The 16,089-nt window shown below is 66.9% G+C and carries 14 protein-coding genes; 2 read left to right on the forward strand and 12 right to left on the reverse strand.

Annotated elements, in window-relative coordinates:
- Positions 1–43: 43 nt before the first annotated feature.
- From OIE68_RS04400 to OIE68_RS04455, 12 genes are all read right to left on the reverse strand, one after another.
- Positions 44–1,045: an Acg family FMN-binding oxidoreductase gene (locus tag OIE68_RS04400; RefSeq protein ID WP_327098114.1), complete on the reverse strand. Its 1,002-nt coding sequence runs from the start codon at positions 1,043–1,045 to the stop codon at positions 44–46.
- Between the two features lie 345 nt (positions 1,046–1,390).
- A complete protein-coding gene (locus tag OIE68_RS04405) occupies positions 1,391–1,729 on the reverse strand; it encodes an Hsp20/alpha crystallin family protein (RefSeq protein WP_327101569.1) in 339 nt (112 codons plus the stop codon).
- A gap of 59 nt (positions 1,730–1,788) precedes the next feature.
- Complete coding sequence (locus OIE68_RS04410) at positions 1,789–2,709, reverse strand: 1-phosphofructokinase family hexose kinase (RefSeq protein WP_327098115.1); 921 nt, start codon at positions 2,707–2,709, stop codon at positions 1,789–1,791.
- A 168-nt stretch (positions 2,710–2,877) separates the two neighbouring features.
- Positions 2,878–3,792, reverse strand: a complete 915-nt coding sequence (locus OIE68_RS04415; protein ID WP_327098116.1) for a universal stress protein — start codon at positions 3,790–3,792, stop codon at positions 2,878–2,880.
- 242 nt (positions 3,793–4,034) lie between these two features.
- Positions 4,035–4,508, reverse strand: coding sequence for a hydrogenase maturation protease (locus tag OIE68_RS04420; RefSeq protein WP_327098117.1), 474 nt, complete (start codon positions 4,506–4,508; stop codon positions 4,035–4,037).
- Positions 4,505–5,797, reverse strand: a complete 1,293-nt coding sequence (locus tag OIE68_RS04425; RefSeq protein ID WP_327098118.1) for a Ni/Fe hydrogenase subunit alpha — start codon at positions 5,795–5,797, stop codon at positions 4,505–4,507. The genes OIE68_RS04420 and OIE68_RS04425 overlap by 4 nt, the downstream gene beginning before the upstream one ends.
- On the reverse strand, positions 5,781–6,569 hold the full coding sequence (locus OIE68_RS04430) for an oxidoreductase (protein ID WP_327098119.1): 789 nt from the start codon (positions 6,567–6,569) through the stop codon (positions 5,781–5,783). Before OIE68_RS04430 ends, OIE68_RS04425 begins: the two co-directional genes overlap by 17 nt.
- Complete coding sequence (locus OIE68_RS04435) at positions 6,569–7,441, reverse strand: FAD/NAD(P)-binding protein (RefSeq protein ID WP_419150675.1); 873 nt, start codon at positions 7,439–7,441, stop codon at positions 6,569–6,571. Before OIE68_RS04435 ends, OIE68_RS04430 begins: the two co-directional genes overlap by 1 nt.
- Entirely contained in the window at positions 7,438–7,950 is a 513-nt protein-coding gene (locus OIE68_RS04440) for a cyclic nucleotide-binding domain-containing protein (RefSeq protein ID WP_327098120.1), read from the reverse strand. Before OIE68_RS04440 ends, OIE68_RS04435 begins: the two co-directional genes overlap by 4 nt.
- Complete coding sequence (locus OIE68_RS04445) at positions 7,937–9,058, reverse strand: 4Fe-4S dicluster domain-containing protein (protein WP_327098121.1); 1,122 nt, start codon at positions 9,056–9,058, stop codon at positions 7,937–7,939. Before OIE68_RS04445 ends, OIE68_RS04440 begins: the two co-directional genes overlap by 14 nt.
- Before the next feature lie 138 nt (positions 9,059–9,196).
- Positions 9,197–9,358 carry a hypothetical protein gene (locus OIE68_RS04450; RefSeq protein ID WP_327098122.1) on the reverse strand — a complete coding sequence of 54 codons (162 nt, stop codon included), beginning with the start codon at positions 9,356–9,358 and terminating at the stop codon, positions 9,197–9,199.
- 106 nt (positions 9,359–9,464) lie between these two features.
- Positions 9,465–10,862: a wax ester/triacylglycerol synthase domain-containing protein gene (locus OIE68_RS04455; protein WP_327098123.1), complete on the reverse strand. Its 1,398-nt coding sequence runs from the start codon at positions 10,860–10,862 to the stop codon at positions 9,465–9,467.
- A gap of 648 nt (positions 10,863–11,510) precedes the next feature.
- Between OIE68_RS04455 and OIE68_RS04460 the strand changes: the two genes are divergently transcribed.
- Together OIE68_RS04460 and OIE68_RS04465 are read left to right on the forward strand one after the other, a co-directional pair.
- The gene (locus OIE68_RS04460; protein ID WP_327098124.1) at positions 11,511–13,883 is read left to right on the forward strand and encodes a heavy metal translocating P-type ATPase; all 2,373 of its coding nucleotides are present in this window, start codon (positions 11,511–11,513) and stop codon (positions 13,881–13,883) included.
- A gap of 118 nt (positions 13,884–14,001) precedes the next feature.
- Entirely contained in the window at positions 14,002–15,840 is a 1,839-nt protein-coding gene (locus tag OIE68_RS04465; RefSeq protein WP_327098125.1) for a long-chain fatty acid--CoA ligase, read from the forward strand.
- Positions 15,841–16,089: the final 249 nt, after the last annotated feature.

Raw genomic sequence — 16,089 nt, forward strand, 5'->3', positions numbered from 1 at the left:
CTGGTGTTAAGTCGTGAGGATATCGGTGAGCGGGCGGTGCCGCTCAGTAGCGCACGGTGAGGATGTCAGCGAGGGGGCGTCGCGGCGTCGGCGGGATCTCGGCCTCGTCGTCGGGCGCTGTGCCGATGCGGATCACGACCTGGGGCACGCCGGGATGAGGGAGCAGGCTCGCGAGGGCCTTTCGACCGGTGGGTAATTCGGTGATATGGGTCAGTGCGCAGGTCGCCAATCCGGCGGCGGTGCACTCGAGTAGTAGGGCGGACAGCGCCTCGCCGGTGTACAGCCAGTTGGTTTGGGAATCGGTGATCGAGCTGAGCATCAGCAGTCGCGACTGGTCCTCGAGGCTGTCGCGGCGGGCCGAATGCGGCGCGGACGGGAATTTGCGTCCCACACTGACGCGGGCGGATTCGGCATCGGAGACCAGCGCGTTGCGCGGAATGCCCTCCGGACCACTGGAATGTCCAGCCCACCAACGCAATTCGGACTGGTACTCCATATCGTATCGACGCATCGCGGTGGCCTGCTCAGATGCCGCCGCGAGTCGGGAGCGGACGCTGTCGTCGAGGACGGACAGCTCCAGATCATGGAATGTCACCAGCATGCGCGCGGTGTGCACCAACTGCGGCCAGTCGGTCGGCGGCAGCATCGGCAGCCGGTCGGTATGCCGCCGATCGATGGCGCGAGCGCGAGCGAGCACACCGTCCGGTGGGTCGGGCCACCGGCGGAAGTCGATGACCGCGAGGTAATCGGGTTGCTCCGGATCGGGCAGGCGTGTGGTGTCGGTGTGCCAACCCTGCGCGGCGAACGCGGTGCGCACATGGTGCAGCATCGCGCCACAGCTGATCACCAACTGCCTGCCGAGCGGGTCCGCCGCGCCCAGCAGCCGGTCGTTGTCGCGGCGCAGATGCAGCCGAGTGCCGTCGAACTCCCAGCGCCACGGCTGGGTGTTGTGCACCGACGGCGCCCGGCTGGCCAGCCGCATGGCCGCCAACACGGTGGGATGGTCCGGCACGGAGGGGACTGAGGAGTGGTTGCTATCGGTCATACCGCGAGTGTCGTCCGTCGCGATATCGTTCGATATGGGACTTGCGCCCGTTCTCGAGGGCACATCGTCACCGGCCGGAACAGTCCGACCGTCTCGGCGCGTCGGGTGTCGGGCGTCGGGCGTCGCGATGCGGTTACGGCTCACCAACCGGGTGCCATCTGCACCGGGTTAGAGGCCGAATGCCCATCCTATCGACGCAGGCCGAGTCCGCGCACACCTTTCGCGCACCTCGCACATCGACTCGCCGAGCGAAACGCCGTGCCCCCAAACGCAAAGGTATGCGGTAAGCCCAGAAGCGTGTGCGAGACGCCGGGCGCCAGTGCTGGAACCGCCCGGATTGTGTTGTCACTCGGCCGATTTGATGGCGACGTGCTTTTCCTGCGGTGACGTGGCCGCGGCGACCGGAACCGCAATGGTGAGGATCCCCTTGTCGTAGGTTGCGGCGACATCGTCCTCGTTCGCGCCTGCGGGCAGGGCCACCGAACGGACGAACGAGCCGTAGCTGAACTCCGTGCGCCCCTTGGTTTCTTGGCGTTCGCTGCGCTCGGCCATCTCGTCTTCGACGCGGATAAGGCGGCCCTCGACGAACGGGCGAATGTTCTCGACGGCAGGGAATCCGGCCAGCCAATCGGTCAGATCGGGGAAGAGCGAGTGGCGCCGGTGTACGGGAAGCAGGCTCATGATGTGCTCCATGTGGTTGAGGAACTGACACTGTCGATTCGACCAAAGGTCCGCGTGCCGGACTAGGGCCCGCGGACCCACCGAGTGGGGTCGTTCGTCGCCGCGAAACGGGGGCGAAGGTCAGGAGTGCGCCCGCACAGCCTGATTGCGCTCGATCGTCTGCGTGCGTACCTCGGTGACGAGGGCGTCGACGGTGGCGCGCGTAAATATCTCGGTGCCGGGCAGCAGTACTGTGGCGGCCGCGGTGGGGGTGGCGCGGAAATATGGTGGTGGGCTTCGCGATTCGAGTACACAGCGCCGAGCGCGCCGACCGTGGTGACGGCGTGATCGGCGGCGCCGAGATCGAGCAGGTGGTCGTTGGCGGCACGGGCGGCGGCGAAACCATCGATCGGCCTGCCGATCAGTCCCGCCGCTTGCCTGCGGTCGAGCCTGATCAGGAAGACGTTCTCGCGCAGCATGTTTCGGAGCTGCATGCCCGCGATGTCGAGCACTATCCGGGTCTCGCGGGACTGTATGCGCCGGGCCACCCCAGCACAGAAGTCGTCGCGTAATCCAGGCGGGACGCTGCCGGAAATGACGAGGTAGGAAGAATGCTGAGCCATGGCCAGTATCGCCTCGAGACACCGTTGCGTCTCCGCCTCGGTGAGTTCAGGGCCCGCGGGCACGATGTGATAGCTGTGGCCGGAAAACGTTTCGGCCACCACGAAGGCGTCCCGGGTGTCGGAGCCGACCTCGATACGCCGGTGGTCGAGCCCTTCTTCGTCGAGCAGCCGATCGAGCCGCGCGCCGACCTCGCGCCCGGAGGTATGTAATGCGACCGCCGAACCGCCCAGCCTGCCCACACATCGGGCGACATTGATCCCACCTCCGCCGCCGCGCACCGAGCATAGCCGCGCGCGGTTCTTGCCCTCGCTGATCAGCCGATCCACCTCGAAGGCGGCGTCCACGGTCGGATTCAGGGTGACCGTCACAATCGTCGACACGGGATGACTCCTCTACCCGGGCGTATGACTCAGCTTCGGCCACGGCGGCCGCAGTCTCACAGTGCCGAAGGCCCCCCGAACGAATGCCGTTGGTCGGTCGGGCCGGATCGACCGTCGCCGTCACCTCGACCGCGGAATCATGACCTTTGCTGGTGTGGGAGGGCGAAACTAGTTCGGGTGCACGACCATGATCGGACAGTCCGCATGCTGCACGAGCCAGCTGCTGGTCGAGCCGAGGAGTAGACCGCGGAATCCGCCGCGGCCGCGGCTGCCGACCACGAGCAGCTGTGCGGACTTCGACCAGTACGCCAACTGCTCGCGTGGCCCGGCAACGGAGACCTTGCGGGTCAGGGTGACGTCGGGGTACTTCTCCTGCCAACCCGCGAGACGCTCGGCCAGCAGTGCGTGTTCGGCGATCTCGAGGTCGACGATGGGGATTTCGAGATATGAATTTCCGGCGTACTCGCCGAATGTCAGGTCGCTCCAGGTGTGCACGGTGACGAGTTCGGCATTGCGCTCGGACGCCTCGGCGAATGCCGCGCCGAGGGCGGCTTCACCGACCGGGCTGCCGTCCGCGCCCACCACGACCGGACCGCCGCGATGAGTCGGTTCTCCGGTGCCGGGCACGACCACGATCGCGCCGTGGCCGTGCCCGGCCACCGCGAGCAATCTCGATCCGAGGTGCGCGAGCGAGCCGACGCCCCTGGTGGCACCGAGGACAACGAGGTGCGCGCTTTCCGAGAGCGCGATCAGCGACTTCGCCGGGTTCGCTTCGGAGAGTTCGGTGGCCACACTGCGATCGGGAGCGATATCGCACGCAAGTGCACGGGCCCCGGCGAGGATGTGATCGCCATGGCCGCGCATCGCCTCGATGACCGAGGACATCCTGGTGAGGTGGCTCCCGAGGACCGCGCGAGTTACCGCGAGGTCGAGGCCGTGCACTATCAGCAGGTGCCGTCCCTTCCGAGCCGCCGTTTCGGCCGCCCATCGGACGGCGGCATCGGCGGTCGCGGACCCATCGGTCCCCACCACCACCGCAGCCGAGGCCAACTGATGTCGATCCGCATCATGTCGGGTGCTCATCCGCTGCCCCTTAGGTCGCGATGTTCGAGTCGGTGTGTATCGGAGTGTCGAACACAGCATCTCGCCCGACCGACTCGGCTGTGAGGTGCCGAACGTCATCGGCCGCGATGACCAAGAGCATGTGACGGTGCGTGGTCTGCCGGTCGCCGATGCCGAACGGGGTCGTGTGCGACCTGAACGGTCCTAGCGCGGCCTGCCGCTCTTTGCTGCGTATGCCGCACCGGGCCTCCCGCCGCTGGGGACTATCCGGTTGCGATCCCGGCGCGCGCCAGCTCGGTCAAGGTTGCCTGGACCACCCGTGGACGCGCTGCCGCGACGGGGCCGGACAGACCGACACCGAGATCGAGGGTCGCTGCTTCCACGGCGATGACGACAAGCTCGCGGGGGAGGCGGCCCAGCACTCGGCCGAGCGGCACCGCGTCGGGGATGCCGAGGGCGTGGGTGCTGGTGGCGGTGGTGAGTTCACGCAGGGCCTCGACAGTGGTACACCAGACGCGGCCCGGAGTGGACGGTTCACACTCGACGGCGTCCACGACGACGGCGAGCTCTGCGCCGTCCCACGCATCGAGCAGTCCGGTCGGTTCGCCGTCGCAAACGGTGACGAGAACACCGGGCAGACCGAGCGCTTCGATGTCTCGGGCGGCGGCCGGGCCGATCCCATCGTCGCGGCGAAACTCGTTCCCGACGCCGATAACGACAGCCTGCGGCCCGGTCACCGGCGCACCACGTCGAGTGCGAGGAAGTGTGCCGAGCACGAGATGCATGGGTCGTAGTTGCGGATGGTGCGTTCGCACAGTGCGGTGAGCGCCGCGTCGTCGAGGTCGAGGTGGTCTGTGACGACGCGACGCAGGTCGTCTTCGATGGCGGCCTGGTTCTGCGAGGTGGGCGGAACGATGTCGGCGGAGCGGATGATGCCGTCGCCGTCGACGTCGTAGCGGTGATACAGCAGACCCCGTGGTGCTTCACTCACTCCGTGACCGGTACCCGCCCGAGGAGTGACGGGAACGGCTGCGCGCACGGGTTTTTCGTAGTCTTCGATCAGCCGTAGCGCCTCCTCGATGGCATAGACGACCTCGACGGCGCGAACCAGGATGCTGCGGAACGGGTTGCGGCATTCACTGCCCAGTCCGATCTCGGTGGCGACCTGACGGGCTGTCGGCGACAACCGGGTGGAGTTGAGTGTGTACCGGGCCAGCGGTCCGGTGAGGTAGCGGCGGCCGTCGAGGGTCGCGTGCAGGGCGGTCGAGTGCGGAACCTGGCCTTCGGCGACGTGGTCGGCGAATTCGGCAGCGGAGAAGGTGAGTCCGGTACTGCTGTGGATATCTCCGGATTCGATCGCATACGCGTGCGGGTCGGAGACGGCGAGCAGGTCGTGGTTCAGCTCCGCGTCCGGAAATTCGAGGCCGCCAGCCCAGCGCGCGGTGTGCACGGCGTAATCCAGGGCGCGGCGCAACTGTTCGGCCAGTGGTGCGAAATCGGTAGGGGACGGAACGGAGTAGAAGCCGCCGACTCGCACGTTGATCGGATGGATGGACCGTCCGCCGATCAGTTCGAGCACGGCGTTACCGGCCTTTTTCACCGCCAGGCCCTGTTCTACGAGCTCACGATGATCGGCGGCGAGGGTGATGGCGTCGGGATAGCCGAGAAAGTCGGGGAGATGCAGCAGGTAAATGTGTAGGGAATGGCTGGAGATCCACTCTCCGCAATACAACAGTCGGCGCAGCCGCGCCAGGGGTGGGTCGAGCTCGGCGCCGCAGAGCTGCTCGAGTGCGTTGCAGGCACTGGTCTGGTAGGCGACCGGGCAGATGCCGCAGATGCGGGCGGTGATGTCGGGTGGTTCGGTGTAGGCGCGACCGCGCAGGAACGCCTCGAAAAAGCGAGGCGGCTCATAGATGTTCAGCTCGGCCCGCTCGACGGCGCCGTCGGAAACGACGATCCGCAGCGCGCCTTCGCCCTCCACCCGCGCAAGCGAACTGACCCGCAACTGCCTACTGCGATGACTCATCCGACCTCCTGCCCGCGAAGGCCGGGGCGGCCGCCGCGACAGTGTGGAACACTCGGTCGACATCGTCGGTGGACATGCCATTGACACTCAGAATCGGCAGCAGCGCACGGATATTCGGAGATGCCATCGGGCCGAAGCAGCCGTAGCAGCCGCGATGATAAGCCGGGCACAGCGCACCGCACCCGGCCTGGGTGACCGGGCCCAGACACGGAATGCCGTGTGCGACGGTCACACACGTGGTACCGCGGCGCTTGCACTCGGTGCAGACGCTGGTGTTCGGCAGGTCGGGGGCACGTCCGGCGAGGAAGGCGCACAGCGTGTCCAAAAGTTGGCGACGGTCGATCGGGCAGCCGCGCAGCTCGAAATCCACCGACACGTGCGCCGAGATCGGTGTCGAGGTGGCCAGCGTCGAAATGTATTGCGGGCTGGCATACACCACGGAGGTGAACTCAGTGACATCGGCGAAGTTGCGCAGCGCCTGGATGCCGCCGTGAGTTGCGCAGGCACCGATGGTGACGAGAATCCGTGACTGCGCCCGGATCTCGATGATGCGTTGCTGTTCCTCCGGTGTGGTAACCGATCCTTCGACCAGCGACACGTCGTAGGGTCCGGGTTCGACCGTGCTGGTCGCCTCGGTGAAATGTGCGATGTGGAGGCGTCCGGCCAGGCTCAGCAGCTCGTCCTCGCAGTCGAGCAGGGTGAGCTGGCAGCCGTCGCACGAGGTGAACTTCCAGACCGCCAAGGTCGGGGTCTTCGTCTGGGAAGTGTTCATCACAGCTCCCGAATCGATAGCAGCGGTTGGGCTGTCGCGTAGTCGACGACTGGGCCGTCGCGGCACAGCAGCAGCGGTCCGAGTTGGCAGTGCCCGCATCGGGCGACGCCGCACTGCATGTTGCGTTCAAGCGCGATGCGGATTTCGGTTGCGGCGATTCCCTTGCGCAGCAAGGTTTGCGCGCAGAATCGCATCATCGGTTCCGGACCGCACAGGAATGCCGTTGTGCGACCGGCATCCAGCGTGAGCCTGGTCAATGGTTCGGTGACGAAGCCGACCGCGCCGGTCCAGCCCGCCGCCGGATGATCGACAGTCTGCTCCAATTCGATGTCACCGGTTGCGGCCCACTGCTGTTGGTCGTTTCGGAACAAGATGTCGGTCGGGGTCCGCGCACCGGTGATCAGTACCACCCGCCGGTAGTGGTCGCGCGCCGCGAGTGCCGTGAGTACGACCGGCCGCAGTGGCGCCAGTCCGACACCGCCGCCGACGATCACAAGATCGCGCTCGAGTGCGGATTCGGGGTCCCAGCCGCTGCCGAACGGCCCGCGCACGCCGATCAACCCACCGACCATGGTGTCGTGTAGCGCGCGGCTGACCGCGCCGACGGCGCGGATCGTGTGTTCGAGGGCGTCGTCGGCGGCCGGGCTGCCGCTGATCGATATGGCGATCTCGCCGACGCCGAAGCTGTAGAGCATCATGAACTGCCCGGCCCGAAACCGTTGCGCTGCCTGGTGAACCGGTTCGAGCACGAGGGTCACGGTGTCGCGGTTGTGTGGGATACGGCCGACGACCCGGTAGGGCAGCATGGTGTCGCCCGGTGCCGGTGTACCCCGCGCGATGGTGGCGCTCGTCGCCGCGCCGCGCTGGCTCATCGACTGTTTCCTCGGTCGCCGACGCCGCTCAGCGGTGAGGGTGTGGAGGTGTCGCCAGGATTGCGGTACAGATCGAGCAGCCGCGCCCGGGTGGCCTGCAGGCGTTCCAGCACAACCTCGAGCAGCATGCGGTTCAGGGCACGGCCGAATACCGGGTCCAGGTCGGCGAGCTCGGTCAGTCGAGCGGAATCGAATTCGACCGCGAGTACCGGTTCGACCGCGTGCGCACCGAAATGCCAGCGGTACGGCGGCATCAGCCACGACCAGCCCAGCAGGTCTCCGCCGCCCAGCGTTTGGACGACGATATCGCCGCGGCCCGGGACGTGCGCGTCGAGCCTGACCCGGCCGACGCGGATCAGCCAGCACCGGTCGGCCGATTGCCCCTCGGTGATCAGCTGCCGGCCGGCGGGGAAGCTGACGTCGCGACCGGCGTCGGCGAGTACTGCGAGTTCCGCGTCGGTCAGTGACGCCAGCTGTGCGAACTGCGATAGTTCGTCAACTGCGGTCACTGGCACCCCCTTCGGCGAGCGCGGTCATTTCGGCGGTGATGTCGATCCCTGCCGGGCACCAAGCGATGCAGCGTCCGCAGCCGACGCAGCCGGAACTGCCGAACTGGTCGTGCCAGGTGCCGAGCTTGTGGGTGAGCCACTGCCGGTACCGGCTCTCGCCGGACTGCCGGACACTGCCGCCGTGCTGGTAGGAGTAATCCAGTTCGAAGCAGGACACCCAGCGTTCCCAGCGTTCGGCGTGGTCGCCGGTCAGGTCGGTGACGTCCTCGGCGGAAGTGCAGAAACAGGTAGGGCACACCATCGTGCAGTTGCCACATGTGAGGCACCGAGATGCCACGTTCTGCCACTGCGGCGACTCGTGGGATTCGCGAAGCACGGTGGGCAGGTCGGCGTCCGGCATCGACCGGCCCATCCGTCCGGCAGCAGCGTCGACCGCCGTCCGGGCAGTGGTGACGTCAGTGGTTTCGGCGCGCCGCGTGGTGAGGTGCGCGAGCACATCTGCTCCGCTCTCGCTGCCGACATCGACCAGGAAGCGATGCCCGTCGTCGTCGATCGTTTCGGTGAGCGCGAGGTCATATCCTTTGGAGACGCCGGGCCCTGTGCCCATCGAGACACAGAAGCACACGCCTCCCGGCTCGGTGCAGTTCACCGCGACCACGAACAGGCCCGCGTGGCGACCGGTGTATCCGGTGTCGGGATATGTCCCACCTCCGAGTACACGGCCCAGGATCGCGATCGCGGCGAGATCACACCCACGCACGCCGAGAAACGCAAACCGTTGTGCGGAGTCTTCGGCACGTTGCTCGTTCAGGTCAGGTCCCATCTCCCACACCTTGCGGTGTGGCGGATGCAGGAACTGCTTCCACGAGCCGGGCCCGGCCGAATGCGCGAACACAGCCGCATCGTCGCGGCGCCGCAGCCGATACCGTCCGGGCTCGGTATCTACGCTCCACCCGGCGGGCAGTTGCGCTCCGGACGCAACGTCGTCCAGCACGATCGCACCGTCGCGCTCCTGCGGACCGATGACCCGATACTCCGCCTCGTGCAGTACTTCCACGAGGCGGTCCAGGCCCGCGCGGTCGATCACCATGGTGTCGCCAGGCTTCATAAGGCCCCCTGCCGATCGCAGTATTCGTACGATGTCGAGTCTTGTGAGCGGATACCGGCGCGACGAGGGCCGAAGGTCACCACTCACGGCGACCGATGCCCCGAGCGGCGGCCGCCGCGCTCGCGACCGTCCCCTCGGTCAACGGGCTGCTGCCCGAGGGGGCAAGAGGGGCCCACCCTCAGGCGGGCTGGCGGCGACCAACAGGGCCGCGGACAGGCCGACCTGCCTGGTCGGCACCGCATGGGCGATGCCGACCAGGCCGATGAGGGTCGCTGCTCCGTAGGCCGGTAACTCTCGCACCGCTCCACTGTTGGGCCCGGATTTCCTATGCTGCCAGGGTCTTTCGTCGGTACCCAGGAGATTCCGTCCGCTTGCTCGATACGGCTCGTGGTCTGATCGCTCCGGATCAGACCGGTGTCGATCGAGATGCTTCGGCAGCGGCGTCGGCTTGCGGTGCGCACTCGCCGCCGAGGCGGAGTACGGTGGCGAAGCCTGCGGCGAGGCATTCGGTCAGGGTCGCGAGGTCGGGGATCGCGGCCGTGTCCGCGTTGATCGCAACGTAGCAGGTTCCGGCGTGCGAGGTCATTGTCACGTTGACGGCCGTGCCGATGGTGGGGCCGAAAGCGTACATAGCGTCTATGCGCGCCCCGGCGATATAAAGGGGCACCGGGGAACCAGGGACGTTGGAGGCGACAAAGTCGACATGCTTGAGCATCTCGGTGACCACTCCGACCGGCAACCGGTTGAACGCCGCCGCGACAGCACCGGATAGCGGTATGGCCGGCTCGCGGCGCCAACCGTCGACCGCGGCGTCCACGGCGCGCATCAAGTCTGCGGTCTCGGCGATGTCGACCGGCAACGCGAAACGTGCGAGCGTGATCCGGTTGCCGCCGAGTGGATCATCGGCCGTCCGGAGACTGATCGGCATGGTCAGCCGCAGATGGTCGACCGCCGCCCCGTGCTGCTCGTGATACCTGCGCAGTCCGATGACCACAGCGGTCAGGAAGGCATCGTTCATCGTGCAGCCCACAGCACGCGCGGCGCGGCGTATTTGCTCGACGGGTGCATCGAGCACCGCCAGTCGGCGACCGAGACTGCGTTCGATCATCACTGGCGACAGCGTCGCGGTAATAGGCTTGGCCAGGCGGACCAGCGAGGTCGCGAGCGCGGCGCTGTCGCGTACCGACCGCGCGGGATGAGTGAGGGCTCGCCACGCGGTTTGCGGCGTCGCCATGATGCCGCCGCGAAGGAGATCTGAGCCGACCGACCAGTTCCATGCCACGATATCGCGCAGAGCGCCGTCATGGTCGTACGGCGGCTCGGGCGGATGGCCGTGATCGGTGCCCGCACGATCGAAATCGAGTAGCGCGGTGGCGATCTGAATGCCACCGATACCATCGGTGAGGCTGTGGTGCACTGTCATCACCAGCGCGCATCCCCCACTCGACAAACCGCTGAGCAAGGTCGAGCGCCACAATGGACGAGCGGGATCGAAGGCGGTCATCGCCTCGGTGCGCGCGAATTCGAGTACCGCGGATAGGGTCGCCGGTTCCGGCAGCGCGCCTCGTCGCAGGTGCCAGGACAGGTCGAAGTCCGGATCGAGCGCCCACCTGGGCGGGGCGAGACCGAACGGCGCGGTGACCAGCCGATGCCGCAACCTCGGCACGAGGCGGGTGCCGCGATCGATCGTCTCCACCAGGCGATCCCAGTCCGGATCGGTATCGAGGATCAGAACCGAGACGATGGTCGAACGCAGGACCGGATCTCGCTCCATGTTCCACGAGAACAGGTCCGATTGCGACATGTGGGATTCGCGGGGGCCCATAGCCTGCTGCCTTCGTCTTCGCCGTAGTACGTCGTACCGCTTCGCTTGTGCTTCCTCAGACCTCCACGGTCTGGGTCGGTTCCGCCGAGGCCGTCGCGCGGATCTTGTCTTCCAGAACCGTCGATCGCCGCACACGATGACCAGGCATCGACGCACGTCCCTTCCGAGAACTCGACGCTGAACGCGATGTCGGCAGAATCCCGTGGCGACCAGCGGACATCGCATCCCACGCCGAGCAGCCCGCGCTCGATCTCGCGGGCCCGAAAGGCGGCGCGATCGGCGGTACCTATACCACTAAGCCTGCTCGGTCCGGACCGAAGACAACCGATCACGAAGACCTTTATGTCGAGGCCCTTTGTCCTCTCCCCGGGGCCGCTGGCGGGTCAGGAATCACCGGTGGTCCGGGGTTACGTGCCCCTCGCTCAGCGCGCGACTCTGCACTCAGGCCCGTCTCAGCACGGCACGGCATTCGCCTGAACGACTGCTGGTCACAGGCCGGATGCGCGTCGATGACGCCAGCACCGGCGCAGGCATCCGGGACAAACGGCTCTCCACTCGACGACGATCGGACCTGCCACCGCGCTCGCTCGACGCCCACGCTGGAAAGAGCCGTGAGGGAGGCATGCGATGCAATTCGACGATCGCCGCGACGCCGGACACCGACTGGCGGGGCGAGATCGAGGAGACTCCACGTCGAATACACCGGCGCGGAGGGTATTTCGGGAGGCGGTCCTCGTCGCCGTGATCGGCGTGTTGGGAGCGGCCGGGCTGGTCGCGCGACCGTTCAGTGCGGCGGTCGCCGATATGCTGTGGCTCGCGGCCACAGTGGTCGCGCTCGTGCCCGCAGCAGTGTGGGTCTTCCAGGATCTTCGACGCGGACGCTACGGTGCCGATCTGCTCGCGCTGGTGGCGCTGGGGGGTGCCGCCGCGGTCGGCGAGTATTTCGCGGGCGCGCTGATCGCGTTGATGGTGGGCACCGGCCGGGTATTGGAGGCGTATGCGAGCCGCCGGGCCGGGCGCGACCTATCCGCGTTATTGGGGCGGGCGCCGGTGCAGGCGCATCAGCGGCGTGCCGGCGGTATCGAAACCGTTGCGGCTACCGAGATTTCTCCGGGCGATGTCGTGGTCGTACTGCCCGGTGAGACGGTGCCCGTCGACGGAGTGCTCACCATGGCGGGGGTTTTCGACGAATCGGCACTGACCGGGGAGTCGGTCCCGGTGGTGCGCCGCGCGAGCACCGAGGTACGCAGCGGTGTGGTGAATGCCGGTGCGGCCGTGGATATTCGGGCCTGCGCGACCGTGGAGGAGAGTACCTATGCCGGAATCGTCACGCTGGCGCGGCAGGCCGCCGCCACCGCGGCGCCGACGGCGCGGCTCGCCGATCGAGTCGCGGTCTGGTTCCTGCCGCTCGCGCTCGTGATCGCTGGTCTCGCCTGGATACTCACGCGGGATCCGGTGCGGGCTGTTGCTGTGGTGGTCACCGCTACGCCCTGTCCGCTACTGCTGGCGGTGCCGGTCGCGATCACGGCCGGAATGTCGCGGGCTGCGCGAGTGGGTGTGGTGGTGAAGGACGGCGCAGCGCTCGAAACTCTTGGGCACGCACGGTGTCTGGCGATGGACAAGACCGGTACCGTCACCGTCGGCCGGCCAGCGGTGATCGACATCGTCACCGCGCCCGGTGCCGACGCCGACCGGGTGCTGCGACAGGCCGCCGCGGTCGAACGGTTCTCACCGCATGTGCTCGCCAACGCCGTCACGGCGGCGGCCACGGCTCGCGGGCTGGAGCCCGTTGCCGCGCAGGATGTTTCGGAACAACCCGGCCTGGGTGCGACGGGGACCGTGGACGGTCATCGGGTTCGGGTCGGGCGGCTGACGTCGCGGACCGAACCCGCGCCTTGGGCACAAGCCGCCCAGCGGCGGGCCCGGCTGGATCTGGCAGTCCTCGTGTGGGTGTGTGTCGATGATGTGCCTATGGCGGCATTGCTGGTGCGTGACCGCATCCGCGCCGACGCCGCACGCACTATGCGCCGCCTGCGATCCGCGGGCCTGCGGCGGCTGCTCCTGCTCACCGGCGACCGGGTCGACAACGCCGCCGAGGTGGCACATTTACTGGGGCTCACCGAAGTCGTCGCCGACGCCGACCCCGCCGACAAGATCGCGGCCATCCGTGCGGAACGCGGCGACGGCGTGACCGTTATGGTCGGTGATGGCGTGAACGACGCCCCGGCGCTCGCGGCGGCGGATGTGGGCGTTGCCCTCGGTTCCCGCGGGTCCACGGCCGCCGTACAGGCCGCTGACGCGGTGATCGTGGACGACCGCATCGATCGGCTCGCAGACGCGGTCGAGGTCGCCCAGCGGACGCATCGGCTGGCCGTGCAGAGCGCGGTCGCGGGAATGATGCTGTCGCTGGCGGCGATGATCGCCGCCGCCTTCGGGCTGCTCGTACCCGCTGCCGGCGCGCTGGTGCAGGAGGGGATCGACGTCGTGGTGATCCTGAACGCGTTGCGGGCCTTGCAGATTCATCGTGGGCGCCGCACCGCCGAGATCGACCCTCTGGTCGCTCGCTTCACGCGGGAGCACGACCGGCTGCAGACCGCACGCGCCTCGGTTCGGCAAGCGGCCGACGCGCTGTCCCGTGGCCCCGGCCCGAGCGCCGATGCGGCCGTCCGCCACGCATTCGATCTTCTCGTCGAGCACATACTGCCGCACGAACATGCCGAGGAGTCGCAGCTGTATCCGGCGCTGGCCGACTATCTGCGCGACCCGGAGGCAATGGTGACGATGAGCCGCGAGCACATCGAGATCGAACGCCTCGTCGACCGGATCCGCCGCCACCTCGACGACTCGCCACGCGGAATCCGCGCCGACCAGATCGACGATCTGAGAGCTACCCTCTACGGGCTCGACGCGGTCCTCACCCTGCACTTCGCGCAGGAGGACGAGGCGCTGTTCACGCTGGCGCGCAATCCGGCCGACAACCCCGCGACGAGTCCAGCCTGAAAGTGGACATCGAGGACGACGTACCCGCCTCCTGCGAATGGGGCCCGCACACGCGGGTCTATAAGTTTCTGTCTCGCTTTGGACAAACCCTCGGCCTGGGACTCCGTAGAATCGAGTGATGACGTTCCTCCGGAAATCCGAGGAACCTCCCGACCTCAGCAAGATCGAGAAACGGGCATCGTCGGTCGCCCAGATACTGGTCGACCGCGTGGCCGCGACTCCAGACACGGAGGCGTTCCGATTCCGTGACGGCGAGAGCTGGACCAGCGTGTCCTGGGAGCAGGTCGGTGACCGAATCAACGTCCTCGCCGCCGGATTGATCGCGCTGGGAATCGAGGCCGAGGACCGAATCGCACTCGTGTCGTCCACACGGTATGAATGGGTACTCGTCGACTTCGCCGTGATGTGCGCCGGTGCGGCCACCACCACCGTGTACCCCACCACCAACGCCACCGGCGTCGCGTTCATCGTCGCCAATTCGGGCAGCCGTGTCGTTGTTGCCGAGGATCAGACCCAGGTCGACAAATTGATCGAGCACCGCGCCGAACTGCCCGACGTACAACAGGTAGTGATCTTCGACGGCGAGGGCGACGGAAACTGGGTGATCACTCTCGACGACCTCGAAGAGCGCGGACGGAAACTGCTTGCCGGATCCCCCGACGCGGTGGTCGACCGCATCTGCGGGATCCGGCCCGAGCAGCTGGGCAGCATCATGTACACCTCCGGGACGACCGGCACCCCGAAGGGGGTTCGGCTACCGCATTCCGCATGGACCTACAGCGCCGCCGCGATCGACGCCGTCAACGTTCTCGGCCCGGACGACCTGAACTTCTTGTGGCTACCGCTGTCCCACGCGTTCGGCAAGGTGATGTTGGCGCTGTCACCGCTGATCGGCTTTCCCACGGCAATCGACGGCCGGGTGGACAAGATCGTGGAGAACCTCGCGATACTGCACCCCACGATCGTGGGGGCCGCTCCCCGCATTTTCGAGAAGGCGCATGCGCGTATCGAGGGCATGATGGCCGAAGAAGGCGGGATCAAGAAGAAGATCTTCGACTGGGCGATCGGGGTTGGCCTGAAAGTCTCGCGTGCCACACAAGCCGGCGAGAAGCCGTCGCCTCTCGTTTCATTGCAGCACAAAGTTGCGGACAGGCTGGTGCTGTCCACTATCCGTGAACGCTTCGGTGGTCGGCTGCGGTACTTCGTTTCGGCAGCGGCCCCCTTGGACCGCGATGTCGCGCAGTGGTTCGACGCGATCGGCATCATCGTGCTCGAGGGCTACGGCCTGACCGAGACCGCCGCCGCCTCGTTCATCAACCGCCCAGGTGCTTACCGGTTCGGTACCGTCGGCAAACCGTTCCCCGGCACCGAGGTCAAGATCGCCGAGGACGGCGAGATCCTGCTCAAAAGCCCGGGTGTGATGAGCGGATATCACGACCGCCCCGACGCCACCGCCGAGGCTTTCGACGCGAACGGCTGGTTCCGCACCGGCGACATCGGCGAGATCGACGCAGACGGCTTCCTGCACATCACCGATCGCAAGAAAGACTTGTTCAAGACCTCGCAAGGCAAGTACGTCGCGCCCTCCGCGATTGCCGCGACGTTCAAGGGACTCTGTCCGTATGCCGGAGAATTCATCGTCTACGGAGAGACACGACCCTATTGCGTCGCCTTGGTCGGTCTCGATGCCCAGGCCATCACCGAGTGGGCCGGCAAGCACGACCTAGCCGATATGCCACTCGCCGAAATCGCTCGGGACGAAAAGACCCACGACGTGATCGCCGGCTACATCGATGCCTTGAACGCGCAACTCGATCGCTGGGAACAGATCAAGAGATTCGGCATCATCGACCGCGAACTATCCGTCGAGGCAGGTGATCTCACACCGAGTATGAAGCTGCGCCGCAGGATAGTCGTCGACAATCTCGCGGACCGCATCGACGCACTCTATGACTGAGGTCGATCGCTGACGGTCACCTCGCATACGTCCGGTCGCGGGCGCACTACCTCTACAGGCGTGACCGGATCACGCGAGACCTCACCCACGTCGAGGAATTCCGGTGGGTTTCCATCGGCGACGTACAGAACCGTCCCGCGATCATCGTCGTCGGTGACATGATCTTCATCGGGCGGCACGATCGAGGCAGGCGATACGGCTCCTGCTAGACAATGGCGCGGCGCCCGACATCGTCGTCGCCCTTATGAG

The sequence above is a fragment of the Nocardia vinacea genome, from assembly GCF_035920345.1.
GTDB lineage: Bacteria > Actinomycetota > Actinomycetes > Mycobacteriales > Mycobacteriaceae > Nocardia > Nocardia vinacea_A.

Excerpts from the sequence above, each read along its gene's own strand:
- OIE68_RS04445 (WP_327098121.1), bottom strand. The coding sequence starts at position 9,058 with ATGAAGCCTGGCGACACCATGGTGATCGACCGCGCGGGCCTGGACCGC.
- OIE68_RS04435 (WP_419150675.1), bottom strand. The coding sequence starts at position 7,441 with ATGAGCCAGCGCGGCGCGGCGACGAGCGCCACCATCGCGCGGGGTACA.
- OIE68_RS04415 (WP_327098116.1), bottom strand. The coding sequence starts at position 3,792 with ATGAGCACCCGACATGATGCGGATCGACATCAGTTGGCCTCGGCTGCG.
- OIE68_RS04400 (WP_327098114.1), bottom strand. The coding sequence starts at position 1,045 with ATGACCGATAGCAACCACTCCTCAGTCCCCTCCGTGCCGGACCATCCC.
- OIE68_RS04425 (WP_327098118.1), bottom strand. The coding sequence starts at position 5,797 with ATGAGTCATCGCAGTAGGCAGTTGCGGGTCAGTTCGCTTGCGCGGGTG.
- OIE68_RS04465 (WP_327098125.1), top strand. The coding sequence starts at position 14,002 with ATGACGTTCCTCCGGAAATCCGAGGAACCTCCCGACCTCAGCAAGATC.
- OIE68_RS04430 (WP_327098119.1), bottom strand. The coding sequence starts at position 6,569 with ATGAACACTTCCCAGACGAAGACCCCGACCTTGGCGGTCTGGAAGTTC.
- OIE68_RS04455 (WP_327098123.1), bottom strand. The coding sequence starts at position 10,862 with ATGTCGCAATCGGACCTGTTCTCGTGGAACATGGAGCGAGATCCGGTC.
- OIE68_RS04460 (WP_327098124.1), top strand. The coding sequence starts at position 11,511 with ATGCAATTCGACGATCGCCGCGACGCCGGACACCGACTGGCGGGGCGA.